25 protein-coding genes are annotated in these 24,534 nt (G+C 73.9%); 17 read left to right on the top strand and 8 right to left on the bottom strand.

The window, feature by feature from the left end:
- Positions 1-30 precede the first annotated feature (30 nt).
- From H9623_RS06025 to H9623_RS06015, 3 genes are read left to right on the top strand one after another with little or no spacing between them, the layout of a single operon-like run.
- Complete coding sequence (locus tag H9623_RS06025) at positions 31-678, top strand: hypothetical protein (protein ID WP_193719147.1); 648 nt, start codon at positions 31-33, stop codon at positions 676-678.
- Complete coding sequence (locus tag H9623_RS06020; RefSeq protein ID WP_227748240.1) at positions 678-1,367, top strand: SigE family RNA polymerase sigma factor; 690 nt, start codon at positions 678-680, stop codon at positions 1,365-1,367. Before H9623_RS06025 ends, H9623_RS06020 begins: the two co-directional genes overlap by 1 nt.
- Positions 1,364-2,524: a hypothetical protein gene (locus tag H9623_RS06015; protein WP_193719146.1), complete on the top strand. Its 1,161-nt coding sequence runs from the start codon at positions 1,364-1,366 to the stop codon at positions 2,522-2,524. Before H9623_RS06020 ends, H9623_RS06015 begins: the two co-directional genes overlap by 4 nt.
- A gap of 124 nt (positions 2,525-2,648) precedes the next feature.
- On the opposite strand, the gene H9623_RS06010 is transcribed toward H9623_RS06015, so the two are convergent.
- Together H9623_RS06010 and H9623_RS06005 are read right to left on the bottom strand one after the other, a co-directional pair.
- Positions 2,649-5,615: a helix-turn-helix transcriptional regulator gene (locus H9623_RS06010; RefSeq protein WP_193719145.1), complete on the bottom strand. Its 2,967-nt coding sequence runs from the start codon at positions 5,613-5,615 to the stop codon at positions 2,649-2,651.
- A gap of 161 nt (positions 5,616-5,776) precedes the next feature.
- Positions 5,777-5,947, bottom strand: a complete 171-nt coding sequence (locus tag H9623_RS06005) for a hypothetical protein (RefSeq protein ID WP_193719144.1) — start codon at positions 5,945-5,947, stop codon at positions 5,777-5,779.
- 250 nt (positions 5,948-6,197) lie between these two features.
- Here H9623_RS06005 and H9623_RS06000 point away from each other — a divergent pair, with 250 nt between their 5' ends.
- From H9623_RS06000 to H9623_RS05990, 3 genes are read left to right on the top strand one after another with little or no spacing between them, the layout of a single operon-like run.
- Positions 6,198-6,926, top strand: a complete 729-nt coding sequence (locus H9623_RS06000) for a GDSL-type esterase/lipase family protein (protein ID WP_227748239.1) — start codon at positions 6,198-6,200, stop codon at positions 6,924-6,926.
- On the top strand, positions 6,923-7,612 hold the full coding sequence (locus tag H9623_RS05995; protein WP_321575305.1) for a hypothetical protein: 690 nt from the start codon (positions 6,923-6,925) through the stop codon (positions 7,610-7,612). The genes H9623_RS06000 and H9623_RS05995 overlap by 4 nt, the downstream gene beginning before the upstream one ends.
- Positions 7,609-8,010: a UBP-type zinc finger domain-containing protein gene (locus H9623_RS05990; RefSeq protein ID WP_193719143.1), complete on the top strand. Its 402-nt coding sequence runs from the start codon at positions 7,609-7,611 to the stop codon at positions 8,008-8,010. The genes H9623_RS05995 and H9623_RS05990 overlap by 4 nt, the downstream gene beginning before the upstream one ends.
- A gap of 49 nt (positions 8,011-8,059) precedes the next feature.
- Here the strand turns inward: H9623_RS05990 and H9623_RS05985 are convergent, their stop codons facing one another.
- Both H9623_RS05985 and H9623_RS05980 read right to left on the bottom strand, forming a co-directional pair.
- Complete coding sequence (locus tag H9623_RS05985; protein WP_321575304.1) at positions 8,060-9,070, bottom strand: LLM class flavin-dependent oxidoreductase; 1,011 nt, start codon at positions 9,068-9,070, stop codon at positions 8,060-8,062.
- Positions 9,071-9,107: 37 nt separating this feature from the next.
- Positions 9,108-9,521, bottom strand: a complete 414-nt coding sequence (locus H9623_RS05980) for a hypothetical protein (protein WP_193719142.1) — start codon at positions 9,519-9,521, stop codon at positions 9,108-9,110.
- A gap of 95 nt (positions 9,522-9,616) precedes the next feature.
- Here H9623_RS05980 and H9623_RS05975 point away from each other — a divergent pair, with 95 nt between their 5' ends.
- The 6 genes from H9623_RS05975 (at position 9,617) to H9623_RS05950 (ending at position 14,894) form a co-directional block, all read left to right on the top strand.
- On the top strand, positions 9,617-10,777 hold the full coding sequence (locus tag H9623_RS05975) for a serine hydrolase domain-containing protein (RefSeq protein ID WP_193719141.1): 1,161 nt from the start codon (positions 9,617-9,619) through the stop codon (positions 10,775-10,777).
- 114 nt (positions 10,778-10,891) lie between these two features.
- Positions 10,892-11,248, top strand: coding sequence for an S-adenosylmethionine decarboxylase family protein (locus H9623_RS05970; RefSeq protein ID WP_193719140.1), 357 nt, complete (start codon positions 10,892-10,894; stop codon positions 11,246-11,248).
- Entirely contained in the window at positions 11,248-11,985 is a 738-nt protein-coding gene (locus H9623_RS05965; RefSeq protein ID WP_193719139.1) for a DUF4178 domain-containing protein, read from the top strand. The genes H9623_RS05970 and H9623_RS05965 overlap by 1 nt, the downstream gene beginning before the upstream one ends.
- Before the next feature lie 56 nt (positions 11,986-12,041).
- Positions 12,042-12,263, top strand: a complete 222-nt coding sequence (locus H9623_RS05960; protein WP_191790103.1) for a DUF350 domain-containing protein — start codon at positions 12,042-12,044, stop codon at positions 12,261-12,263.
- 8 nt (positions 12,264-12,271) lie between these two features.
- Positions 12,272-13,927, top strand: coding sequence for a polyamine aminopropyltransferase (locus H9623_RS05955; RefSeq protein WP_321575303.1), 1,656 nt, complete (start codon positions 12,272-12,274; stop codon positions 13,925-13,927).
- A 130-nt stretch (positions 13,928-14,057) separates the two neighbouring features.
- Positions 14,058-14,894 carry a DedA family protein gene (locus H9623_RS05950; RefSeq protein ID WP_193719138.1) on the top strand — a complete coding sequence of 279 codons (837 nt, stop codon included), beginning with the start codon at positions 14,058-14,060 and terminating at the stop codon, positions 14,892-14,894.
- Between the two features lie 13 nt (positions 14,895-14,907).
- On the opposite strand, the gene H9623_RS05945 is transcribed toward H9623_RS05950, so the two are convergent.
- Positions 14,908-15,102: a hypothetical protein gene (locus H9623_RS05945; RefSeq protein WP_193719137.1), complete on the bottom strand. Its 195-nt coding sequence runs from the start codon at positions 15,100-15,102 to the stop codon at positions 14,908-14,910.
- A gap of 113 nt (positions 15,103-15,215) precedes the next feature.
- Between H9623_RS05945 and H9623_RS05940 the strand changes: the two genes are divergently transcribed.
- A complete protein-coding gene (locus H9623_RS05940; protein ID WP_193719136.1) occupies positions 15,216-16,427 on the top strand; it encodes a MalY/PatB family protein in 1,212 nt (403 codons plus the stop codon).
- A 39-nt stretch (positions 16,428-16,466) separates the two neighbouring features.
- On the opposite strand, the gene H9623_RS05935 is transcribed toward H9623_RS05940, so the two are convergent.
- Positions 16,467-17,117, bottom strand: a complete 651-nt coding sequence (locus tag H9623_RS05935) for a TMEM175 family protein (protein WP_193719135.1) — start codon at positions 17,115-17,117, stop codon at positions 16,467-16,469.
- Positions 17,118-17,390: 273 nt separating this feature from the next.
- Here H9623_RS05935 and H9623_RS05930 point away from each other — a divergent pair, with 273 nt between their 5' ends.
- The 3 genes from H9623_RS05930 to H9623_RS05920 all read left to right on the top strand — a co-directional run bounded on the left by H9623_RS05930 (position 17,391) and on the right by H9623_RS05920 (position 21,862).
- On the top strand, positions 17,391-19,439 hold the full coding sequence (locus H9623_RS05930; protein ID WP_321575302.1) for a penicillin-binding transpeptidase domain-containing protein: 2,049 nt from the start codon (positions 17,391-17,393) through the stop codon (positions 19,437-19,439).
- Between the two features lie 66 nt (positions 19,440-19,505).
- Positions 19,506-19,892 carry a hypothetical protein gene (locus H9623_RS05925; RefSeq protein WP_193719134.1) on the top strand — a complete coding sequence of 129 codons (387 nt, stop codon included), beginning with the start codon at positions 19,506-19,508 and terminating at the stop codon, positions 19,890-19,892.
- A gap of 482 nt (positions 19,893-20,374) precedes the next feature.
- Positions 20,375-21,862: a dicarboxylate/amino acid:cation symporter gene (locus H9623_RS05920; protein ID WP_193719133.1), complete on the top strand. Its 1,488-nt coding sequence runs from the start codon at positions 20,375-20,377 to the stop codon at positions 21,860-21,862.
- Positions 21,863-21,935: 73 nt separating this feature from the next.
- Here H9623_RS05920 and H9623_RS05915 read toward each other — a convergent pair whose 3' ends face one another.
- Together H9623_RS05915 and H9623_RS05910 are read right to left on the bottom strand one after the other, a co-directional pair.
- Positions 21,936-22,367, bottom strand: coding sequence for an MmcQ/YjbR family DNA-binding protein (locus H9623_RS05915; RefSeq protein WP_193719132.1), 432 nt, complete (start codon positions 22,365-22,367; stop codon positions 21,936-21,938).
- 47 nt (positions 22,368-22,414) lie between these two features.
- The gene (locus H9623_RS05910) at positions 22,415-23,341 is read right to left on the bottom strand and encodes a quinone oxidoreductase family protein (protein ID WP_193719131.1); all 927 of its coding nucleotides are present in this window, start codon (positions 23,339-23,341) and stop codon (positions 22,415-22,417) included.
- A gap of 514 nt (positions 23,342-23,855) precedes the next feature.
- Here H9623_RS05910 and H9623_RS05905 point away from each other — a divergent pair.
- Complete coding sequence (locus H9623_RS05905) at positions 23,856-24,500, top strand: dihydrofolate reductase family protein (protein WP_193719130.1); 645 nt, start codon at positions 23,856-23,858, stop codon at positions 24,498-24,500.
- Positions 24,501-24,534 lie beyond the last annotated feature (34 nt).

Here is a 24,534-nt window from a genome sequence, read left to right as displayed (position 1 = left end):
CGCCCGCTGCGTGTTCCGATCGTGACGACGATGCACCGGCCGCGACCGACCGACCCCCGGGCAGCTCCCCCGGCAGCCAGGGGCGGGCTGCGGGACGCCCTGCGCAGGGCGTCGACCGGTGAGGTCGCCGCCGCCGGGATCCTGGGCACGTCGCTCCTGGTCCTCGCCCTGGCCTGGCTCCTGCCGCGCCCCGGGCCGGCCGTGGTCGTCGGCATCGCCGCAGGAGGCGTCTGCGCCATCATGGCGTGGTGGCACCTCGCGCCCCGGCGGGCGGCGGTGAGCGGGGCGCACATCGTCCTGACCGACGACGACAGGGGATGGCTCGTGACCCGCAGGCCGCTGGGGATGCTCCTCCTGGACGGCTCGTGCCTCCCGGCCGGCGGGCAGCGGCGCGCTCTCGCCGAGAGGGTGGTCCGGGCCCACGTCACCGGCGCGGCAGGCCGGGTCGAGTCGCTCGCGCTGCTCGACCGGCTCGTCGCGGTCGAGCGCCTCTCGGACAGCCGCTCCCTCGGCGCCCACCGGCGGGACGGCCTCACGCCCGAGCGGCAGGCCCTCCTGGTCCGGCACGCCCACGACGCCCTGGTCCGCGACGTCGAGCTCGTCGAGACCCGGCGCTCACCGCGCCGGCGCGCCGTCGTCCCGCCGCTGCGCTGCGTCGCCGCACGACGGGTGCCCTGATGGCCCTCGTCCTGCCGCTCGTCGGCGCAGACCCCTTCCCGGGACCCGGCAGCACCACGCTCGGCACCGTCCCTCCCGACGACGTCGCGTCGGACAGCTTCGACGCGGAGTTCGACGACCACCGGGCCGCCGAGCACCCCGGGATGCTGCACGCGACGAGGAACGCCGAGTTCACGGCCTTCATGGCGCGGGCCGTCGCCCCCCTCCACCGCATGGCCTACCTCCTGAGCGGCGACCAGCACCGCGCCGAGGAGCTCACGCAGCAGACGTTCGAACGGACCTACCGGGCCTGGTCCCGAGCCCGTGACGGCGACCCGCTGGTCTACGCACGGCGCATCCTCGCCAACCTGCGCATCGACTCGTGGCGGCGGACGCGACGCGAGGTGCTGGCAGGACCCGAGGACCTCCAGCAGCACGCCGAGGAGCTCGTCAGGGTCCCGGCCGGCCGCCGCGGCGGGCCGGCGCCCAGCGCCGTCGACGACCGCGACCTGGTCGTCCGGGCCCTGCTCCAGCTCCCCCTCAAGCAGCGCCGCGTCGTGGTCATGCGGCACCTGCTGGACCTGTCGGAGGCCGAGGTGTCGGCAGAGCTCGGCATGCCCGTCGGCACCGTCAAGTCGACCACGTCCCGGGCGCTCGCCCGGCTCCGCGCCATCCTCGACGACCCCTCCACGAAGGGCGGAACCTCATGACCGGTCCTCAGGACGACGACCTGTTCGACCGGCTGCACGCCGCGGCGGACGCGGTACCGCCCTCGACGCTCGACCTTCCGGTGGTCCTGCTGACCAGCAGACGCAAGTCGACCGTGCGACGCGCCGTCGCGGGCGCCGCCGCGGTCACGGCCGTGGCCGTCCTCGGCGTCGCGGTCACGAGCGGGGTCCCCGGCGACCTCGCCCGGAACCTCGTCCCCGCGGCCTCCTACCGGGCCCTGAGCACCGAGATCGTGCACGAGAAGGTCGCCCCGGAGGTCACGGCGGTCTCCGAGGCCGCGACCTACGAGCGCCCGGACGGGACGATCGTCCTGGACACGGGGATCGGGACCGGTGCGGACGGCGATCGGTTCATGGTCGTCGCGTCGGTCGAGCTCACGGCCGGGGCACCCTTGCAGATGCCCGTCGACCCGACCCTGGACCGCTCGGACCCCGACTACATCCAGGAGATGGCCGCCCTCGGGTACGCCCCGATGGAGGATCCGCACGTCCAGGTCGTCGTGGGGGACGAGGCGGAGCTCGAGCGCCTGCGCGGCGGGGGGACGCCGACCACGGTCGTCCTCGACGACGTGGCGGGCATGTCGACGATCACGCTCGCGACGGGGACGCAGCTCCTGCTGGGACTCGTCGAGCCGAGCGGCGGGTGGTCCGAGCGGGTCACCTACCTCTCGACCTGGGAGCCGATCCCCGGACCCGACGGCGACCAGGTCACCTCCGTGGCCGTGCCGACCCTGCCGTTCGTGGGGGAGAACGTCGAGATGTACGTCGTGCGCTCCGACGTCCCCGGCGACAGACCGCCCTTCCGGGCCGCGCTGCAGGTCTCGAGCTCCACCTGGAACGTCGCGGCGTGCAGCGCAGAGGACCCCGGTTGCGCATCGACCTACGACCCGCAGACGGGCGACGTCGTCCGCTCGACCGGCACGACCGACCGCCGGTTCGTGTCGCCCGAGGACAGCGTGATGCTCGAGCTGAGCCGGCTCCCGACGGCGGCGGAGCCGGACGTCATGGCGTTCTGCCTCGGCCTCCGAGGCGAGGCCGTGCCCCGGGGGGCGAACGGGAACGCCCTCCCTGAGGACCTCGGCGTCGATCCCGACGCCTGGCGGCGCTGCCTGCTCGACGTCTCGTTCTCGCGCGCCTGACCGTCGGTGAACCGGGGCGCGTCCGGGCGACCCTGGCGCACCAGATGGGCCCCGACCTCCCGGGCCGGGCCTCCTGGGTCGCGGACTCCTGGGTGTGGCAGCCCCTCGGCGGGCCGCCTCGCCGTCAGATCTCGATGAGCCCTCGCTGGTGCGCGATCGAGACGGCCTCGGTGCGTCCCGACGCGTGCAGCTTGGCCAGGACGTTCGAGACGTGGACGCTCACGGTCTTGCCGCTGATGAACAGGCGTTCGCCGACCTGCCGGTTCGTCAGGCCCTGCGCGACGAGCACCAGGACCTCCTCCTCGCGGTCGGTCAGGACCGTCGTCGCACCGCGGCGCAGGCCTGGCAGATCGAGGCGTCCGCGGCGCGCGAGGTCCCGCAGGGCGGCCATGAGCGGCGCGGCCCCCATGTCGTCGGCCTCCTCGAGCGCCTCGCCCGCCTGGGCCGCCGCCCCGTCGCGGTCGCCGACGGCGAGCAGCGACTGCGCCCAGCGCCACCGGGAGCGGGCGACCTCGTAGCGGTACCCGTAGTCGAAGGCGTTCGTGGCCTCTTCCCAGAGCGACGGGTCGTTGGTGCCCGTGAGGCGGCTGTGCTCGGCACGGGCGCGCACGAGCCACGCGACGCCCTCCGGGCCGAGCGGTCCGCCCCGCGGTCGCCCCCGCAGCGCGGTGGTCTCGGCCTCGGCGAGCAGCGCGTCGCCCTGGGCGACCAGGTCCCCGACGTCCGCGCCGACGAGGCGTCGCTCCTCCGTTGCGTCGGCCAGGGCGGTCAGTGCGAGCGCCGAGATCCAGATCCGGCCCAGGAAGTAGTCGCTCCAGGTGCGGCCCAGGTAGACGATGAGCTCCTGCGCGTAGGTCAGCGCCTCGTCGCGGTGTGCCGACCAGACCAGGGCGTCGACCATGCAACCGCCCGCGATGAGGGCGATCTGCCCGTCGCGCCGCCATTCCGGCCGCAGGGCGCGAGCGCGCTCGACCACGTCCTGGTCCCCGCGCGCGACGGCCGCGTAGAGCTGCGCGGCCGAGAGCGCGGCGACCGCGCTGGGGGGCATCTGGTCGGGCGACGCGGGGGGCGGGCGGAGGTCGCCCGTGGCATAGCGGACGAGCTCGCTGAAGAGGCGGAGCTCGACCCCGTAGCCGTTCCAGCCGAGCCCGGCCGCGACCGCGTGCTCGAGCCCCGTGTGCGCCTCGACGAGGGCCTGGGCCAGGTCGCCCGAGTAGTAGCGGTTGGCCGCGATGTTGTACCAGCAGCGCATCTCCGTGAGGAGGTCGCCCGCGGCCTGGGCGCGCTCGCGCGCGTTCGCGAGGAGGCCGGCCGCGCGGTCCGCGTCGTCGACCTCCAGCCCCGCGAGCGTCGTGAGGGCGTCGGCCTCGACGTCGGGGGCGTCGATCGCCCGGGCGACCGTGATGGCCTCTTCCGCGGTCTCCCGCGCGACGACGTCCATCTCCGCACGGTCGAGGTTCATCGCGGCGCGGGCACGGGTCGCGAGGGTCCAGGCGCGGTCGCGCGAGGGAGGCTCGGCGGGCAGCACCGCGAGCGCCGCGGCCGTGTGCTCGATGACCTCCTCGACCTGCTCGGTGCCCAGGAGGTGCAGGGACAGCACGTGGCGCAGCGACGCCTGGCGCAACGGGTCGTCCGCCGTGAGCTCGACGAGCTTGCGCGCGATCGCGACCGCGCGGTCCGGCTCGCCCGCGCGGCTCGCGGCGGCGGCCGCCGCGACGGCGACGTCGACGCGGTCCTCGCCCAGCAGCTCGGCCGCCTGCGGGACGGCGTCCCACAGCCGGAGGACCTGTTCGAGGTGCCGGAGCTCCTCGGCGGGTGCGAGCACCCTGCCTGCCCGGCGCGCGGCCTCGCGGGAGGCGACGAGCGCCGTCGTCGTCTCGTGCGCGGACAGCGCGTGGTGGGCGCGCTGCGCGGGGGAGCCCAGCGACGGGTCCTCGGTGAGGGCGGCCAGGTACGCGCGGTGCAGCGCGACCTGCTCGCCGGGCAGGAGGTCGGCCGCGATGGCCTCGGCCAGCAGGGCGTGGCGGAACGCGATCTTGCCGCCCTCGACCGTGAGCACGTGGTGGGCCACGGCCTCCCGGAGCGTCGCGTCGAACATCTGGTCGGAGGCCGCGCGGATCAGCGGTGCGCCCGGCGCCCGCAGCCCACCGAGGGAGAAGACGCCGAGGTCCTGCCCGACGACGGCTCGCAGCAGCGGCTCGGCGACGACCCGCCCGGCGAGCGAGGCGATGCGGGCGAGCTGCTGGACGTCGGGCTCGAGCTGTTCGAGTCGCGCGTGCAGGACGTCGGCGAGCGACCAGGGCAGCGCGTCGGCCTGCGGCCCGGCCTCGACGAGCTCCTCCGCGAAGTACGCGTTGCCCTCCGAGCGCTTCATGACCCGCTCGAAGTCGTTCTTGGGCAGCGACCGCCCCGCGACCGCGGCGGTGAACTGCTTGAGCTCGGCCGGGGTGAACGGGGCCAGGGCGAGGTGGTCGACGCGCGGGTGCCGCCGGAGCTCGGCGAGCACGGGGCGCAACGGGTGCCGGCGGTGGAGGTCGTCGGTGCGGTAGCTCGCGACGACGAGCAGGTGGTCGGCGCGCAGACGGGCGACGAGGAAGCGCAGGACGTCGCGGGTGGACGCGTCGGCCCAGTGGAGGTCCTCGATGACGAGGACGAGCGGGGCGCCGGGACGCCCGGGGGCCGTGAGCGCGGCGGTGATGCTCTCGAAGAGCTGGAGCCGGCCGGCCTGGTCCTCGCCGTTGCCGTCGAGGGCCGAGGGCCCGGCGTCGAGGAGCCGCCCCAGGGCGGGCCGGGCGTCGACGGTCTGGTCGACGACCTCGTGCGTGGAGCGGAGCTCGGAGAGGGCCTCGGTGAAGGGGAGGTAGGGCAGGCCGACGTCGCCGAGGTCCACGCAGTGGCTCACGACGACGGTCGCGCCCATGTCGCGCGCGAGCTCGCCGGCCCGGACCAGGAGGCGTGACTTGCCGACCCCGGCGTCGGCGCCGAGGAGGATCGCGCCGGGCTGCCCGGCCGCGGCGCGGCCCACCGCTGCGGCGATCACGTCGAGCTGGTGCTGTCGTGCGACGAAGTGGGCCTGGGAGGGGCGCGGCATGGTGCCCATCCTCGCAGCGGGGTGTGACGCCTGCCACGAAGTTTCCTGATACTCGCCGCCCGGTGTGACGAACCCCTCCTCCGGTCCGGCCGGGAACCGGGGTCCAGGTGGTGCCGAGGGCGGTGTGCGTCCTCGGCTCACCCGACCGGAGGAGGGTCCGGTCATCCGCTCTGACCGGTGCTGCGCGCGTGGGGACTGCGGGTCCTGTGCCCCATGCGGTGGCTCCGGATCCAGTGCATCAGGACGCCCTCGTGGTGGTCGAACTCGCTGCTGAGCTGCTGCTGGCGGTAGGCCATCTCGGCCTCGAACCCCAGCACGTACGTCTCGTTCATGGTCGTCCTCGCTGTCGCGTCGTCGTCGCGGACCTGGTGCCCGCTGTGATCCTCACTCTCGTGCTGAGCGGGCCGGTCGTGCATCGGTCGAGCGGGTAGTTTCTGGGCCTCCACCACCTCAGGCCCGACGGCGTATCCCGCCTGAGATGGTCTGAGGCGCCTTAGGGGTGAAGCCGCCCGGCGACGGGCCCCGGGGAGGGACGACGGGCGGGCCCTGCGTGCGGTGCGGGACAGCCCTACGATCGGCGACATGTCGATGCCAGGGCCGGACGTCCGGACGTGCTTCGTGGGGGACTCGTTCGTCGCGGGGACCGGTGACCCGACGGCCCTGGGGTGGGTCGGGCGCGTCACGGCGGCCGCGGTCGCGCGTGGGCATCGCCTGACGGCGTACAACCTGGGCGTCCGGGGGGACACGTCCGTGGACGTCGGCGACCGGCTGGCGCGCGAGCTGGCGCCACGGTTGCCGTCCGGGGTGCGCTCCGGGGTGGTGCTGTCGTTCGGGGTCAACGACACGGTCCTGGTGGAGGGACGGGTGCGCGTGACGCCCTCCGGGACCGTCGGTGCGTTCGACCGGTCGTGCGAGGCGGCCGGCGCGGCGTCGGTCCTGCTCGTCGGCCCGCCCGCGGTCGACGACGACGCGCAGAACCTGCGCCTGCTCGGCACGAGCGAGGCGTTGCGGGAGGCGGCGGAGCGACGGGGCGTCCCGTTCGTCGACACGTTCTCGGCCACCGTGCGGAGCCAGGTCTGGCGCCACGAGGTGCGGGACGGCGACGGGTACCACCCCGGTGCGGCGGGCTACGAGGTGCTGGCGGCGGTCGTCGTCGAGCCCTTCCTCGCGTGGCTGGACGAGCGGTTCCGCGACGCCCCGCCACCGGCCCGGCCCGGGCCTGCGGACGGTCGGCGTCCCACCCGTTGCCAACCTGGGGTGCCGGTCGCAGACTGGAATGGACCGGACCCCTTGATGGAGGTGCCCTCGTGACATCGACGTACGACGTGCTACCCATGCTAGGACGCGGCAAGCACCGCAACCCGAAGAAGGGCGCGTGCTTCATGGAGCTCGCGTCGTACCTGGCCGGCGAGCGCTGGAGCGATCATCCCCAGTGCACGCACCCGCTCGTCGCGATGCTCGCGCGGGCGGTCAACGACCTCACGAGCGATGCAGCCCGGCCGCGCCTGGCGATCCTCATCCCGTCCGTGATCGGGCTGCGGTCCGACGACCCGCGCTGGAGCGTGTGGATCTCGCTGCGCGCCGCGCAGACGGCGCTGCCCGTGTCGCCGAGCGACCGGCAGGACGTCCTCGCGGTCGCGATCATCGCGGGCGAGCGCATGCTCGACCAGCTCGAGGGGCGCGAGCCCGGCACCCGCACCCCGGCGTCGCAGGAGGCACTGGACAAGGTGCCGCGGACCGCGGCCTGGGCCGAGTCGTTCTGCAAGGGCTCGCGCCTGCGCCCGGCCCGGTTCGCCCGTGACGCTGCCCCGAGCATCGTCGCCGCCGCGGTCCAGGGGATCTCGGAGGCCGGTTCCCGGGACGCCGACGACGCGCTCCACGAGCTGCTCTCGTCGACGATCGAGGCAGCCCGCGGCTGGGCCGCTGCCGAGCCGGCCGAGCCGCTCGACCCGGCGGACTGGGAGCCGGTCGTGCGGAGCGTCGGGGCACAGGTTTGACGGCGGCCGACGACGGCGGCGCCCCCGGCCTCGAGGAGTCCCTCGACCTGGCGGTGCCGCCGAGCGGTCCCGGCTGCGCCGAGTGCGAGGTGTCCGAGGGCTGGTGGGTGCATCTGCGCAGGTGCGCGCAGTGCGGGCACGTGGGGTGCTGCGACACGTCGCCCTCCCAGCACGCCACGGCGCACTTCCGGGAGACCGGCCACCGGCTCATGCGCACCTACGAGCCGGGCGAGGACTGGTACTGGGACTACGTCTCGGAGCAGTCGTTCGAGGGGCCGGACCTCGCGCCGCCGATCGCGCACCCCGAGGACCAGACGACGCCCGGTCCCGCGCAGCGGGTCCCCCGAGAACTGGCGAGAGCTCATCCACTGAGGACGGCGCGGGCGAGCCGGGCCTGACGTCATCGCGACCGGCCCGGCCCCGTCCCCCGCGGGACGGGGCATCGGCTCATCGCGCAGCGGGGAGCACGACGCGGGCGAGCGCGTCGAGCGCCGCGAACGGGTCGTCGGGCCGGTCCGGGTCGGGGCTCGTGGGAACGACCACCACGCTGCTGACCCCGTTCGCCTCGAGCGCGGACATCCGCGCCCGGACGACGTCGGGGGGCCCGACGATCGCGAGCTGGTCGATCCACTCGTCGGGCATCGCGCGGGCGAAGGCCTCGGGGGTCGCGCTCACGTCGCGCAGCTCCCGGAACGCGGCCGCGAACGGGAGCGGGTCGATCTGCGCGGTCCAGTCCGCGGCGCCGAACGTGGCCAGTGCGGGCCGGACGATCTCGCGGGCTGCCGCGACGTCGTCGTGCACCACGGCGAGGCTGAACGCGACGAGCGTGTGCTCGGGCGGGGCGCTCGCCCCCGCCGCGGCCCGGCCTCGTCCGACGGCCTCGCGGACCGTCGCCAGGTACTCGGGGGTCACGGGCATGTCGAGGATCGTGCCGTCGGCGACGCGGCCCGCGACCTCCAAGGACCTGGGCCCGCGCACCCCGTTGAGGACGGGCGGCGCCACGGGCGGGGGGCTGTGCAGAGAGACGTCGTCGAGCTGTACGTAGCGTCCGTCGACGCTGAGACGCTCGCCGTGCAGGAGGGCACGGACCGCGCCCGTGGTCTCCTCGAGCAGGGTCAGCGGGCTCTTGGGCCACACGCCGATCTGCCGCATCCACCCGGGCATCCCGTGCCCGATCCCCAGCAGCAGCCTCCCGGGGTGGAGCTCGGCGAGCGTCCCCGCCTCGAGCGCGGTCATGGCCGGGCTGCGGACAGCGGCCGGCAGGATCCCGATGCCCACGCGGATCGCCTGCGTCCGGGCCAGGATCGTCGCGGCCTGCGCGATCCCGCCCCGGAAGAAGCAGTCCTCGACCACCCAGATCTCGTCGAGGCCGATCTCCTCGGCACGCAGCGCGAACGGCAGCAGGTCGGCGATCGGCAGGTCGCGCGGGACGATCACGCCGAGGCGGGGACGGGGCACGGTGGTTCTCCTTCGAATCGGTGGGGGAAGACAGGGGTCATCGTCGCTGGGCCACGATCCAGCCCTGCGAGTCGTCGCACCCGGCCGGGGCGACGGCGTCGGTCAGGCCACCCGGACCGATCTCCCCGCCACCGAGCGAGATCGGGTCGCCGTCGACGTACCGCCCGCCGTCCCAGACCAGGGTGTCGTCCTCCCACGCGGTGTCGGTCACGGGGAAGTAGGGGAAGTACCGCCCCGTCCCTTCCTGCCCGTCGACGTAGAGACAGCCGTCGACGATCCTCACGACGCCCTCGAGCAGCGCGGCGTCGCCGCCCGTCCCGACGGTGCGGTAGACCGCGGCCGGCCCCAGGGGCGCGGTGGGGGTGGGGGCGTCGTCGGGACCCGGGGCCGCGCAGGCGGCGCCGAGCCCACCGACGGCGGTGACGAGGGCGGCGACGAGGCGTGGGCGCACGGCCCCACCCTAGGCGTGCGGACGGCCGCCGCGCCCGGGCGACGCGACGGCTTTTCCCTGGCCTGCCCCGACCCGGCGGGCCTACCGTCGAGGGCATGACCCCTGCAGCAGAAGCCTTCGCCGCGCTCGACGACCACCTGCGGCAGGCCGCCGCGCGGGACGAGCTCTCGGGCGTCGTGCTCGTGTCCCAGGACGGCGGGACCCTCTTCGAGGGCGCCTACGGCGTGGCCTCGCGGCGCTGGGGCGTCCCCGTCAAGGCCTCGACGCGCTTCGACGTCGCCTCGGTGACCAAGCTCTTCACGTCGGTCGCGGTCCTCCAGCAGGTCGCCGCGGGGACCCTCGACCTGGACGCCTCGATCCACGACCACGTCGACCTCGACGGCACCCGGATCCCGCGCGAGGTCACGTTGCGCCACCTCCTCTCGCACACCTCGGGCATCGCGGACGACGCCGACGAGGAGGCGGGCGAGTCCTACGAGGCCCTGTGGGTCGAGAAGCCGAGCTACGCGGTCACGCAGACCGCGGACTTCCTGCCGCAGTTCGTCCACAAGACCCCGACGTTCCCTGTGGGCGAGGGGTGCCGCTACTGCAACGTGGGCTACGTCCTGGCAGGACTGGCCCTCGAGCACGCCACGGGCCTCACCTACCGCGACTACGTCCGCGAGCACGTCTTCGCGCGCGCGGGCATGACGTCGTCGGGCTTCTTCGACATGCGTGAGGCCGTGCCGGACGTCGCGGAGGGCTGGGAGCCCGTCCGCGCGGACGCGTCCGCCGTCCCGGCGGAGGCCACGCCCGACGGCGCCGCTCGCCCGGGCGAGCGCGGTGCACCCGGGATCGTGGGCTGGCGGCAGAACATCTACAGCTACCCGCCCATCGGGTCGCCCGACGGCGGCGCGCACACGACCGCGGCGGACCTCGTCCGGTTCCTCGACGCCGTGCGCGCGGGCGAGCTGCTGCCGCCCGACCTCACGTCCGCGTTCCTGACCCCGCAGGCCCTGCACCACGAGATCGAGGGCGCGGGGCCGGGGGAGGCCGCGGCCGTGCACTTCGCGTTCGGCCTCGAGATCGAGGTGACCGCGGACGGGAGCGTCCGGTCCCTGTCCAAGGACGGGATCAACACCGGGTCGAGCGCGATCGTGCGGCACTACCCGGGGCGGGACGGCGGACCGGGGACCACGGTCGCGGTCGTGTGCAACAGCGAGGACGGCGCCTGGGACCCGATCAAGCGCCTCGACGCGCTGATCACCGGGGCCTAGCGCGCACGGCGTCCAGGTCCCGGCTCGCTCGGCGTCCACCGGAAGGTCGCCATTTTTCCGGAACATCGGGCATCCGCTACGGTGACGCCGCCAGCCGCTGCCCAGGGAGAACACGTGCCGACCGACCCGGTCAACCGCAACCTCGTCTACGTCTTCGACGTCTCCGGCGGCGACCCCGCGCTCCTCGACGACGAGAAGACCGTCCGCACCTGCATCTCCCGGGTCGTCGACCGCGCGGGCCTGACCCCGCTGGGCGAGACGTCGCACCGCTTCGCCCCCCAGGGCTTCAGCATGGCGACCCTCCTGGCCGAGTCCCACCTCGCGGTCCACACGTGGCCCGAGGACGGCACCGCCTACCTGACCCTGACGACGTGCCGGGCGCCGTCGTCGGGCACGTTCGAGGAGGACACGCGCGCCCTGCTGCGCGAGACCTTCGCCGCCGCGGGCGTGAGCGTCCGGACGCTCCTCTGATGGCGCCACGGCCCAAGGCCCGCATGACGCTCGGCAAGCACCTGATCGGAGCGCCACCGTGGCGCTCGCTGCCGCAGGGCGTCGTCGTCTACGGCGAGAAGGACCCCGCCGACGGCGTGACCTACCACTGGGAGGAGTGGGAGGTCCTGGGGTACGAGAACCTCGACCTCTGGGTCGAGTACGACCACCACACCCGGGACGTCACGCTCTACCGCCCCGTCGAGTCCGAGGAGGCCCTCGACCCCACGAGGATGCGCGCAGGGCAGATCGTGACCGTCACGGTCGCCGGGAAGAAGCACCGCGCCAAGGTCTCGGAGGCCGGCGTCGGGACCATCGCGTCGCTCGACGGGTCGTTCACCTACGACCTGACCGTGGGGCAGCGCGTCGCCTACGCCGAGCTGCGCACCCAGGACACGGTGCTCTCGCTCGAGAAGTTCGACGACCGCGTCATCGACCTGTACCAGGGCACGGTCCTGGACGTCGCGGGCCAGAAGGCCCACTTCGGCAGGCGGATCGCACCGCGACGGGTCAAGGCCAACCCCGTCGTCGCGTTCGTGCTCGTCATGGTCGCGGGCATCGGCCTCTTCTCCGCGTGCGACGACGACCGTGACGACGACTGCACGCCCCGCACGGTCGAGCAGCGGTACGACGCGAGCGGCGCCCCCGTCCAGACCGAGAACGACACCTGCTACCGCCGTTCGGTCTACGGCGGCGGTGGCGGAGGCCTCGGCAAGTAGCCGGCGCCCCGCGCACGACCCCACCGAGTCCGCCCCCACCACACCCTGGAGCCATCATGAGCCTCGCCGAGCTGCGCCTCGACGCCTTCCTGTCCACGATCGTCTACTCGGTGCTGGGCATCGTCCTGCTGGTCCTGACGATCGTCGTCGTCAACTACCTCTTCAAGCTCAACCTGCACCGCGAGCTGGTCGACGAGCACAACACCGCGTTCGGGATCATGATCGCCGGGCTCGCCGTCGCGATCGGCATCATCATCGCGGGGACGATCCTCTCCTGAGCCAGGACGTGAGCCAGGACGTGAGCGCGGCCGCCGCCGCGGGCGCGACGCCGTCGGGCCCGTCGTCGTCGGCGTCGCCCGGGACGTCCGACGTGCCGCACCCCGGCCGCGCAATGGACCGGCCGACCGTGTTCGCGGCCGCGCTGCTCGTCGCGGTCGGCGGGATCATCTACGAGCTGATCCTCGGCACGGCCGCGTCCTACCTGTTCGGCGACTCGGTCGTCGCGTTCTCCGTCGCGACGGGCCTCACGCTGTTCGGCATGGGGATCGGGTCGCTGCTCGCGACGCGCCTGGCCACGAACCCGGGCCTGAACTTCGTGCGCAACGAGGTCGCGCTCGCCCTGCTGGGCGGCAGCTCGGTCCTCATCCTGTACGCGGCGTTCAGCCTGACCGAGGTGTACTGGCTCGTCTTCGTGCTGCTCTCGCTCGCGCTGGGCGTGGGGATCGGTGTCGAGATCCCGCTGCTCGTGGCGCTGCTCAAGGAGCACGGGCGCGACGAGTCGGTCGGGCTGCTGTCGAAGGTCCTCGCCGTCGACTACTTCGGGGCGCTCGCGGCCTCGCTGCTGTTCCCGTTCGTCATGCTGCCGTACCTGGGGCTCCTGCGGACCGCGTACGCGGTCGCGCTGCTCAACGTGCTGGTCGCGGTGTTCATGCTGCGGCGCATGGGCCGTCGCACGCGCTGGACGTGGTTCAGCTGGGCGACGGTCACGTTCCTGGTCGTGTGCTTCGCGGCGTCGAGCGCGATCGAGGGCGCGATCAACACGCGCCTCTACCAGGACCCGGTGCTCCACTACGAGTCGACGGCCTACCAGAAGCTCGTGCTCACGAGCTTCGGTGACGACGTCCGGCTCTACCTGAGCGACCAGCTCCAGTTCTCCTCGCTCGACGAGGCGAGGTACCACGAGACCCTCGCGCACGCGGCGCTCACGTCGGTCGCGGCGCCCGCGTCGGTCGCGATCCTCGGGGGAGGGGACGGGCTGCTCGCGCGCGAGGTCCTGCGCTACCCGGGCGTCCGGGAGGTCACGGTCGTGGACCTCGACCCGGCGGTGACCGAGCTCGCACGGACCAACCGTCTCGTGAGCGGCCTCAACGAGCACGCGTTCGACGACCCGCGCGTACGGGTCGTCAACACCGATGCGTTCCGCTTCGTGGACAGCACGGACGAGACGTTCGACGCGGTCCTGATCGACCTCGTCGACCCGTCGAACGAGCGCATCGCCAAGCTCTACTCGACCGAGTTCTACGCCATGGTCGCGAACCACCTGCGGCCCGGGGGCGTGTACGCGACGCAGGCGACGTCGTCGTACTTCACCCCGAACGCGTTCTGGCAGGTCGCGGCGACGGTGCGCGCGGGCTCGCCGGGCCGGACCGTGGTGCCGCTGTCGGTCAACGTCCCCTCGTTCGGGGAGTGGGGCTTCGTGCTGTCGCTCCCCCCGGCCCCGGGGGAGGACGGAGCGGTGGGCCTGCCCGACGGCGGAGCGCGCCTCTTCGGCGCCACGCCCCTCCCGGTGGGGCTGCGCTTCCACACGCTCGACTCCCTGCGGGCGACCGCGACGCTCGCGGGCGACCACCCCGGCCCCGAGGTCGACATGAAGCCCTCGACGCTGCTGTCGCCCGTGGTCTACCGGACCTACCAGCAGGACATGTCCCGCTGGCGGTACTGACGCCCGGAGCCCGTCGGACGGGTGCGCTCCGGGAGACCGGTCGCGCGGCGCGTGAACAGCACGTGAAGGTGCCCGGGGGAGACCCACCTGAGGTCGAAATGTCCGGCCTCGGGCGCATAGTGTCTGCTCCATGCCCTTCGTGAACCTCCCTGTCGACCTCGTGAACGTGGCCGCCTCGAGCGATCCCGACCTGGGGGGAGTCGCGGGCTGGGCCGTGTCGCTCATGGAGACGCTCGGCGTGTTCGGCGCGGGCCTCGCGATCGCGCTCGAGAACCTGTTCCCCCCGCTGCCGAGCGAGGTCATCCTGCCGCTCGCGGGCTTCACGGCGAGCCGCGGCAGCTTCAACGTCTTCGCCGCGATCCTCGCGACGACCATCGGGTCGCTCGTGGGCGCGATCGCGCTGTACTACGTGGGGGCGATGGTCGGGCGCGAGCGCACGCGCCGGATCATCGGCTGGCTGCCGCTCGTCAAGCTCGAGGACGTCGACCGCACCGAGGCCTGGTTCCACAAGCACGGCAGCATGGCGGTGTTCTTCGGCCGCATGATCCCGATCTTCCGCAGCCTCATCTCGCTGCCCGCCGGGGTGGACCGGATGCCGCTGCCCAAGTTCGTGCTCCTGACGACCGCGGGCAGCCTCATCTGGAACAGCATCTTCGTGGCCGCGGGGTACGTGCTGGGCGAGAGCTGGCACCTGGTCGAGGAGTACGCGGGCGTGCTGCAGAAGTTCGTGATCGGGGCCGTGGCGCTCGCCGTGGTCGCGTTCGTGGTCCATCGGGTCGCCCGGACGGTGCTCGCGGGCGCACCCCCGGCGCACGGTCGTCGCGCCCGCCCCGCCCTGCCCGACGACGGCGAGCCGGCCCCCGGCGAGGGTGCCACCGAGCGGACCAAGACCCCCACGACGACGCTCGCGCTGCCCAAGGGAGTGTTCGAGCGGTCCGGGGTGTCGGCCAGGCCCTCGGTCGACTGACGGGTCCGGAGCCCTACCGGTCGAGCGGCTGCTCGTCGAGCGGGCCGCGGGCCGGCGCCGACACGCGGGCCGCCACCTCGCGGGCACCACGCTCGGCGAGCACGCTCCGCAGGAGCCGGATCGTGAGCACCAGCGCCCAGATCACGAGGACGGCCACGGCGGCGACCACGGTGTAGTACAAGAAGATCAGACCCGACACGAGTTCCATCCGGACAACCTAGCGGTCCGACCGGTCACCGGCGAGGCCCTCGGGCGGGCGGTCAGCACGGCGGGACCGCCCGGCACCGGCCGCCACGACGCTCGCGTCGTAGGCTCGATCCCGTGACGACCTCCCCCTTCGCGACCGACAACCCCCTCGACGCCCTCACCCCGGACGCGCTCCGCCGTCGGACCAGCCTCAAGTGGCGCGCCTACGCGCCCGACGTGCTCCCCCTGTGGGTGGCCGAGATGGACGTCGAGCTCGCGCCGCCCGTGGTCGAGGCCGTGACCGAGGCGATGCGGTCGGGGGACACCGGGTACGACTACGGCGACACCTACGCCGAGGCGCTCGCCGCGTTCGCGAAGCGACGCTGGGACTGGGCGTTCGACCCGGCCGCCACGCGCATGGTGCCCGACGTGATGCTCGGGCTCATGGAGATCCTCAAGGTGCTCACGGGGCCGGGCGACGCGGTCGTGGTCAGCACCCCCGTCTACCCGCCCTTCTTCGGGTTCACGCAGAACGAGGGGCGTCGCATCGTCACCGCGCCGCTCACGGCCGACCTCCGCCTCGACCTCGACGCGCTCGACGCGGCGTTCGCCGACGCGACCGGCGCCCGGCTCAACGGGAGCGGCCCGGGCAGCGGTCGCCGCGCGGTGTACCTGCTGTGCAACCCGCACAACCCGACCGGCACGGTCCACACGCGCGAGGAGCTCGAAGGGCTCGCGGCGCTCGCGCGCCGCCACGGCGTGCGCATCGTGTCCGACGAGATCCACGCGCCCCTCACGGCGCCCGGCGTCGCGTACACGCCCATCGTGACCGTGGCAGGGGCCGAGGACGCCATCGCGGTCCTCTCCGCCTCCAAGGCGTGGAACCTCGCGGGCCTCAAGGCCGCCGTCGCCGTGGGCGGTCCCGAGGCGGCCGACGACCTGCGACGCATCCCCGAGGAAGTGGTCCACGGCGTCGGTCACGTCTCCGTGATCGCCCACGCCGCCGCGTTCACGCAGGGGGTGACCTGGCTCGACGCGGTCCTGCGCGGTGTCCGTCGCAACAAGCTGCTGCTGGCAGACCTCCTCGAGGAACACCTGCCGGAGGTCCGCTACCAGCCCGCGCCGGGCACCTACCTCGCCTGGCTCGACGCGTCCTCCGTCGCGGACGACCCCTACCGGTTCTTCCTCGACCGGGCCAAGGTCGCCCTCAACGACGGCCGGCACTTCGGGCCCGGCGGCGACGGGCACGTGCGCCTGAACCTGGCGACCAGCCAGGAGATCCTGACGGAGGCCGTCCGTCGCATGGGCGAGGCCGCACGGTCGGCCCCCGCGGCCCAGGACGGCTGACGGCGCCTCGCGCCCGCACTCCCGCGTACCCCTCGCCCCTCACCCGCCCTCGTCGGCGCCGCCGTCGCCGTGGGGGGGGGGGGGGGGGCGGGGGCGCCCGGCGAGCCGGGTCAGGGGGCCGGACAGGAAGAGCAGGAAGAGCCAGAACATCCCGACCCCCGGCGTGACCACCGCGAGCACCAGGATCAGGAGCAGCAGGAGCATCGCGACGAGCGCCCCCCGGACCTCGAGCGTGCCGCGGACCTCGGCCCGCTGGAGCTCGGGGTCGCGGACCGCGAGCCACTCGACGAGCGCCAGGCTGCCGGTCGTCACGATCATCACGGCGATGTACAGGGCGTTGACCGCGGGGTCGTCGGTGCCCTCGTCGGCCAGGAGCTGGGTCGTGAACGGGATGAGGACGATGCTCGCGAGCCACAGGAAGTTGGCCCAGAGGATCGCGGTCGAGTAGTCCCGCAGGTGCTCGAAGACCCGGTGGTGCCCCACCCAGAAGTTCGCGATCACGACGAAGCTGATCGCGAACGCGAGGAACGTCCCGGCGCTGTCCGTGAACAAGGACGCGACCGAGCGGTCCTCCCCGTCCGTGACGAGGTCGACCAACGGCAGCACGAGCAGCGTGATCGCGATCGCGACCGCGGCGTCGGTGAAGTTGACGAGGCGGTCGAGCCCTCGGTCCGTGCGGATGGTCGGCATGGGCGCCTCCTGCGGTGCCCCTCCACTCTAGGAAGGCCGACACGTTCCGGCGCGGCGGAGGTCCGGCCGTCGGTCGCGCCGCCGGTCGCGCCGCCGGTCGCGCCGCCGGTCGCGCCGGCGGAGAACGTGTGCCGGTCCGGAGGAGATGCGCGAGCCGTGGCCGCGCTCCCGCACGGGCGTGGGCTAGCCTCGCAGGCGGGCGAGGACGCCCGGGTCAACTCTTCCGCCGGCCGTCGGCGGACCGTCTGCCGCAGGGCACCGAGGGGGAAGCACGTGGGTCGCACGCAACAGGTCGGCAGGCGCGTCGGGGCGCGACGTCCCGGACGCCCGACGCGTTCACGGCGGGCGCTCGCGGCCGCACCGACCTCGCTGGTGGTGCTCGCCCTCACCCTGACGGCGTGCACCGAGGAGGCTCCCGGCCCCGAGGCGGCCGCGAAGGAGCTCGCGGCCGCGATCGCCGACGGCGACTTCGGCGGGGTCGCCTTCTCGCAGGCGAACATCGACGTCCCCGCCCACCGGGACGCGGTGCTCGAGCCCCTCGCCGCGATCGACCACACGGTCACGCTCGAAGGGGTCGAGGTCGCGACCGAGGGTGACGACGAGGGCAGGCGTGCGACGGCGACCCTCGCCTACACCTGGGACGTCACCGACACCACGCCGTGGGCCTACGAGACGTCCGTCGACCTGGTGCTCCAGGACCCGCAGGACGGCGACGGACCCCAGGAGTGGGCCGTCGTGTGGGAGCCGGACGTGCTCGTGCCGGACCTCCGGGACGGCGACCGGCTGGCCGTCACGCGCGTCCGCGCCGAGCGCGCGCAGATCCTCGGAGCGGACGGGGCCCCCATCGTCGAGCCGCGCCCCGTGCACCGGATCGGCGTCGACAAGATGAACCTCGACCCCGCACGGCAGGACGCCGTCGCGCGGGCCGTGGGTGCCGCCGTCGGGATCGATGTCGAGGCGTACGCGCAGAAGGTCGCGGGAGCGGGGGACAAGGCGTTCGTCGAGGCGATCGTGGTCCGCGCCGACGACACCGCGGGCATCGACCTCGCGGCCGTCCGGGCGATCGACGGCGTGTCGGTCGTCGACGGCGAGCTCGACCTCGCCCCGACGCGCACGTTCGCCCGGCCCATCCTCGGGCGCGTGGGCGACGCGACGGCCGAGGCCGTCGAGGAGTCCGGCGGTCAGGTCGTCGCAGGGGACACGATCGGCCTCTCGGGGCTCCAGCGCCAGTACGACGTCCAGCTCCGCGGGACGCCCGGGATCACGATCAGCGTCGTCGCCGACGGCAGCGCGGGGGAGGACACCGGGCAGGACCTGGACCTCGACGGTGCTCCCGACCCGGTCGAGGACGTGACCGACGTCTTCGCGGTCGAGCCCGTCGCGGGCGTACCGCTCGCCACGACCCTGCGCACCGACATGCAGGTCGCCGCCGAGGCCGTGCTGGCCGGCGTCCCGTCGGCGAGCGCGATCGTCGCGGTCCAGCCCTCCACCGGGGACGTGCTCGCCGCCGCGAGCGGCCCCGGGGGCGACGGGACGTCGACCGCCACGACCGGGAAGTATGCCCCGGGGTCCACGTTCAAGGTCGCGTCGACGCTCGCGATGCTCCGCGCCGGCGTGACCCCGGAGACGGTCGTGTCCTGCACGCCGACCATCACGGTCGACGGCCGTGAGTTCCAGAACGTCCCCGGGTTCCCGCAGGCCGCGATCGGCGAGGTGCCGTTCCGGACCGCCTTCGCCAACTCGTGCAACACCGCGATGATCGCGCAGCGCGAGGCCGTCTCGCAGCAGGCGCTGCACGACGCCGCGGCGGACCTCGGGCTGGGCGTCGAGTCGGCCCTCGGGGCGCCCGGCTACTTCGGGTCCGTCCCGGCCTCGGCCGAGGGCACCGAGCACGCCGCGTCGATGATCGGCCAGGGCAAGGTCGAGGCCTCGCCGCTCGGCATGGCCACGCTCGCGGCGAGCGTGGCCCAGGGCTCGCGGGTCTCGCCCGTCCTGGTCCGCCCCGAGGTCACGCCCGCCGCGGCCGAGGCCCCGGCGCCGTCGGGGCTCACGCCCGAGGAGGCCGGGACGCTGCGCAGCCTCATGCGCTCGGTCGTCACGGACGGCAGCGCCCGGCTGCTCCTCGACCTGCCCGGCGAGGTGGGGGCGAAGACCGGCACCGCCCAGTACGGCGACGGCAGCCTGGCGCACGCGTGGATGATCGCGATCCAGGGAGACCTGGCGGTCGCGGTGTTCGTCGAGACGGGCGACAGCGGGTCCGGCACGGCCGGGCCGCTCATGAAGGCGTTCCTCGACGCCCCCGACGCCGGGGTGGACGGGTGAGGGCGCTAGGCTGACGCACTGGATACCTCGCGGGGGTATCCGGTGCCGAGGCGGAGGAACCAGGACATGAGCGACGTGACGGCCCGCGAGGAGCGGGCGACCCGACGCCCCCGGCGGACCGTCCCCGGCCTGACGGTGTGCCGGCTGTGCGCGGGCGAGACCCTCGGCGCGTCCGACCCCCGCCCCGGCGGACAGCTCGCCCGCGTGGAGGCCGTCGCCGCGACCGGCGACGCCGCACTGACACTCGTCGACTGCCTCGACGCGTGCGAACGTGGTGACGTGGTCGTCGTTCGACCCGCCCCGGCCGCCCGTACCGAGCACGCACCCGTCTGGTTCGAGCGGTTGGCCGGCGACGCGCCGAGCGACTCGCTCCACCGCTGGGTCCGGGCCGGAGGCCCCGGCCGGTCCCCGGTCCCCGAGGACCTCGCACCGCTGCGCATCGACGCTCCCTGACAGGAGGCGTGGCGCGGGCCCCGGCAGAAGAGCCGTCGGGCAGGGCGCCGGGGAATAGACCGCGTGCCCGACGATGTTCCTTCCTCGGCTACCATCGGTAGCCGTGGGCGACGATCGCCTGCACCGCCGGTCCTCGGGCCGGCCCGAACGGGAGTCGAATCCTTGCTGAACCGGTGGTCCTTCACCGCGCGCCGTGACGTCGATCTGCGACGAGTCGCCAGCGCGCTCTGTTGTTGACCCACTGAGACGCCGGGCCCCCGGGCCCGCACCAGCAGTCCTCCCCACCCCCTGACGTCGGCACACCGCCGCGCCCCCGCACCGCGGGGCGTGCCATCGTGCGCCGTGACCCAGGTGCGCCGCCCGCGGGCGGCGCGCTCCGGCGTCGGGCCCCTCCCTCCGGGCCGGGACGACTGCGCTCCCTCCCCCTCGCGACCCTCGCGATCCCTGGGCACCCCACGTGCCCACGACGAGAAAGCAGAACCGTGCCCACCTCCTCCTCGCAGTCCGCGGCCACCACCGCGCCGGAGACCCCGACCCCGAAGACCAGGCGCCGGCTCAAGGCCCCGTCCTTCACCGTCCAGATCCTCGTCGCCCTCGGCCTGGGCGTCCTGCTCGGCTGGGTCGCCCTGTCGATGGGCCCCGCGTCCGGCGCGGGCACCCCCGACGAGGTCCCGAACTGGCTGACCACGACGCTCGACACGATCGGCTCGTCGTTCGTGACGCTGCTCAAGGCGATCGTGCCGCCGCTCGTGTTCACCGCGATCGTCGCGTCGATCGCGAACCTGCGGAACGTCACCAACGCGGCGCGTCTCGCGGGCCAGACGATCCTGTGGTTCGCCATCACGGCACTGATCTCCGTCGTGATCGGCATCGGCCTGGGCCTCGTGCTCCAGCCGGGCGCCAACACGACGCTGTCCACCGCGGACGGCAGCGAGCCCGGCCGGTCGGGCTCGTGGCTCGACTTCCTCAACGGGTTCATCCCGAGCAACTTCCTGGGCATCGGCGCGGGCACCCGCCTCGAGTCGGCAGAGGGCGCGGTCACGGGCGCCACGACCTCGATCTCGTTCAACGTGCTGCAGATCGTCGTCATCGCGCTGGTCGTCGGCATCGCGGCGCTCAAGTCGGGCAAGAAGGCCGACCCGTTCCTCGCGTTCAACCGCTCGGCGCTCTCGATCATCCAGACCGTCCTGTGGTGGATCATCCGCCTCGCGCCGCTGGGCACCCTGGGCCTCATCGGGTACGCGGTCGCGACCTACGGCTGGGACCTCCTGTCGCCGCTCGCGACGTTCGCCGCCGCGATCTACATCGGCCTCGCGCTCGTGCTGTTCGTCGTCTACCCCGTGATCCTGCGGACCAACGGCCTGAAGATCACGAGCTACTTCAAGGGCGCCTGGCCCGCGATCCAGCTCGCGTTCGTCTCCCGCTCCTCGATCGGCACCCTGCCCGTCACGCAGCGCGTGACCGAGCGGAACCTGGGCGTCCCGCGCGAGTACGCGTCGTTCGCGGTGCCGCTCGCCGCGACGACCAAGATGGACGGTTGCGCCTCGATCTACCCGGCGATCTCCGCGATCTTCATCGCCCAGCTCTTCGGGATCGACCTGTCCTTCACGGACTACCTGCTCATCGCGTTCGTGTCCGTCGTGGGATCCGCGGCGACCGCGGGCCTGACCGGCGCGATCGTGATGCTGACGCTCACGCTCTCGACGCTGGGCCTGCCCCTCGCGGGCGTGGGCCTGCTGCTCGCGATCGACCCGATCCTCGACATGGGCCGCACCGCGGTCAACGTCGCGGGCCAGGTGCTCGTGCCGACCGTCGTGGCCAAGCGCGAGGGTCTGCTCGACCTCGAGCAGTACGAGGGCGTCAACGTCGAGGACCTGTTCACGGACGACGAGGACGAGTCGGCCGACGAGACCGGGGCGGACGAGCCGTCGGCCCCGAGCGCGGACGAGGAGCTGGTCGGGGCGCGCTGACCCACCGTCCCCGCCCCTCCCGCCGAGTGCGGAGCACGTGTCGTCGATCGCCTCGACGACACGTGCTCCGCACTCAGCGTCCGGGGAGACGTTCCGCGGGCGAGCCCTCGGCGTCGAGCCTGGCCACGAGCCGGCGACCGGCCACCTCGCGGTAGGACATGTCGAGCAGCTCGGCCACCTCCTGCCAGTCGACCGGCGCCGCCGCGAGGTCGAGCCCGAGCCAGCCCGCCGGGCCGTAGTACGCCGGCAGGTAGAACCGCGGGTCCTGGGACAGCGCCGTGAGCTCCGCCGGGTCCACCTTGACGAGCACCGAGTCGGGGTACTGCCTCAGGGGTGTCCCGGGCGCCGCCTTGGTCATGCCGCTGAAGACCGCGAAGAGCAGCCGGGCGCGGAACGTCACGCGGCCGTGCGAGACCCGTTCCTCGGTCCCCGGGAACGCGAGCGCGAGGCGACGCACCTCGACGAGGTGGGCGGCGGCGTCGGGCAGGGCGGGGCGGGACGGCATGACACCCAGCGAACCACGCCCCGCCCACGCGCACCCGCCCGGGCGGGTCAGACCTCCAGGACGACCTTGCCGCGCACGTGCCCGCCCGCGACCAGCTCGACCGCCTGCGCGGCCTCGGCCAGCGGGAAGCGCGCCGAGATCTCCGCCGTGAGGAGCCCGGCCTCGGCGAGCGCGAGCACCTCGGCGAGCGCGCCCTTCTGGGACACCTTGCTCGCGATCCCGGCCGCGAGCGACTCCTCGGACTCGACCAGGGTCACGGCGCGCGGCGTGCCGTCGCGCTCGAGCCCGACGGCGCCCAGCAGCTCGACCGTCTGGCCGACGGTCTCCGCCGACCCGACCGTGTCGACGACGGCCGTCACGTCCGCGAGCCCGTCCGCCAGCGCACGGACCGCGTCCACGAGCCCGGGGCCGTAGGCCACGGGCGTCGCGCCCAGGTCCCGCACGTAGTCCAGGTTGCGCTCGGACGCCGTCCCGACGACGCGCGCACCGAGCGCCCTCGCGATCTGCACCGCGGCCGACCCGACGCCGCCCGACGCGCCGTGGACCAGCACCACGTCCTGGGCACCGACCCCGGCCTGGACCAGTGCGGAGAACGCTGCGGACGCCGCGACGGGCAGCACCGCAGCCTGGTCGAACGGCACGTTCGCGGGCTTGAGCCGTGCCTTGGCGGCCTTGACGAGCGACCGCTCGCGCTGCGCGCCGGTGCCGCTCCACACGACCTCGTCGCCCACCGAGAACCCGTCGACGCCCTCGCCGACGGCCTCCACGACCCCCGCCGCCTCGAACCCGAGCACCTGCGGGAGCTCGTCGTCGCCGCCGAACCGACCGGCCAGCTTCTTCACGTCGGCCGGGTTGACCCCGACCGCACGGTTCGCGACGACGAGCTCGCCCTCGCCGGGGGCCGGGACGGGCTCGTCGCCGGCACGCAGGACGTCGACCCCGCCGTGACGGTCGTAGAAGATCGCGGTGCTCATGGGTCTACCTCTTCGAGATGCGGGGGCGCTGGGGGGAAGATGTGCGGTTCACGCGAAACCGGCTTTCCACTCTTCCATCCCGGGCGAGTCCTGTCATGCGCGTCGTCGGACCGTGACCTGGGCCGGTCGTCGCCCGTGGACCGCTCCCCGGAACCCTCGCGGGGCGCGGACGTGCTCCGCGGACGAGGTCCGCGACGGCCCGGGCCAGGAGGACGAGGGGCGGGGCGCGCAGCGGCCGCGAGCCGCGCCACCCCGCGCGAAACGCCCCGTCCGTCACCCGACGTCAGCCCTCGGTCCGCAGTGCGCGCCCCCCGTCCACGGGCGGGCGGGCCGGGCGCGGAGGTGCGGGGCGCCGTCGGGCAGCCAGGCCACCCGAGGAGCGGCGCCCGGCGTGTCGGACGTCACGCAGCGATGAGTTTCGGTCCCCGCGCAGGTCCCAGCCCCGACGACACCGCGTGACACCGCATGACACCGCATGACACCGACGACGCCGCCGATGCAGGAGGACGACGACATGACCCAGCTCGTGAAGGTGCAGAACTTCAACGTCTCGAGCGACGGGATCGGAGCGGGCGAGGACCAGACCCTCGACAGACCGTTCGGCCATGTCGACCCGCAACGGCTGTTCGCCTGGGCGGGGGCCACCGCGAGCTGGCCCATGCGCACCGCTCCCGGCGGCAGCCGGGGGCTCGACGACTACCTGACGCGCGACTACCCGCACGGCATCGGTGCGGAGATCATGGGGCGCAACAAGTTCGGCCCGCAGCGCGGGCCGTGGCAGGACCACGAGTGGCAGGGCTGGTGGGGAGACGAGCCGCCGTTCCGCACCCCGGTCTTCGTCATGACCCATCACGTCCGCCCGTCGTTCACGCTGTCGGACACCACGTTCCATTTCGTCGACGGCGACCCCGCCTCGGTCCTGGACCTCGCCCTGGACGCCGCGCAGGGCCGCGACGTCCGGATCGGCGGCGGGGCCACCACGATCCGGCAGTTCCTCGACGCGGACCTGATCGACACCCTGCACGTCGCGGTCTCACCGCTCGAGCTCGGCTCGGGCGTCCGTCTGTGGGAGTCGCCCGACGAGCTGCTCGACCGGTTCCACCTGGACGTCGTCCCGAGCCCGAGCGGGGTGGTGCACCACCTGTTCTGGCGGCGCTGACCGCCTCCCCGGGCCACCCGACGTGAGGTCCGTG

This window comes from Oerskovia douganii, from assembly GCF_015142735.1.
In the GTDB taxonomy this organism is placed as follows: Bacteria; Actinomycetota; Actinomycetes; order Actinomycetales; family Cellulomonadaceae; genus Oerskovia; species Oerskovia douganii.
This window is presented reverse-complemented; position numbering and strand designations above follow the sequence as displayed.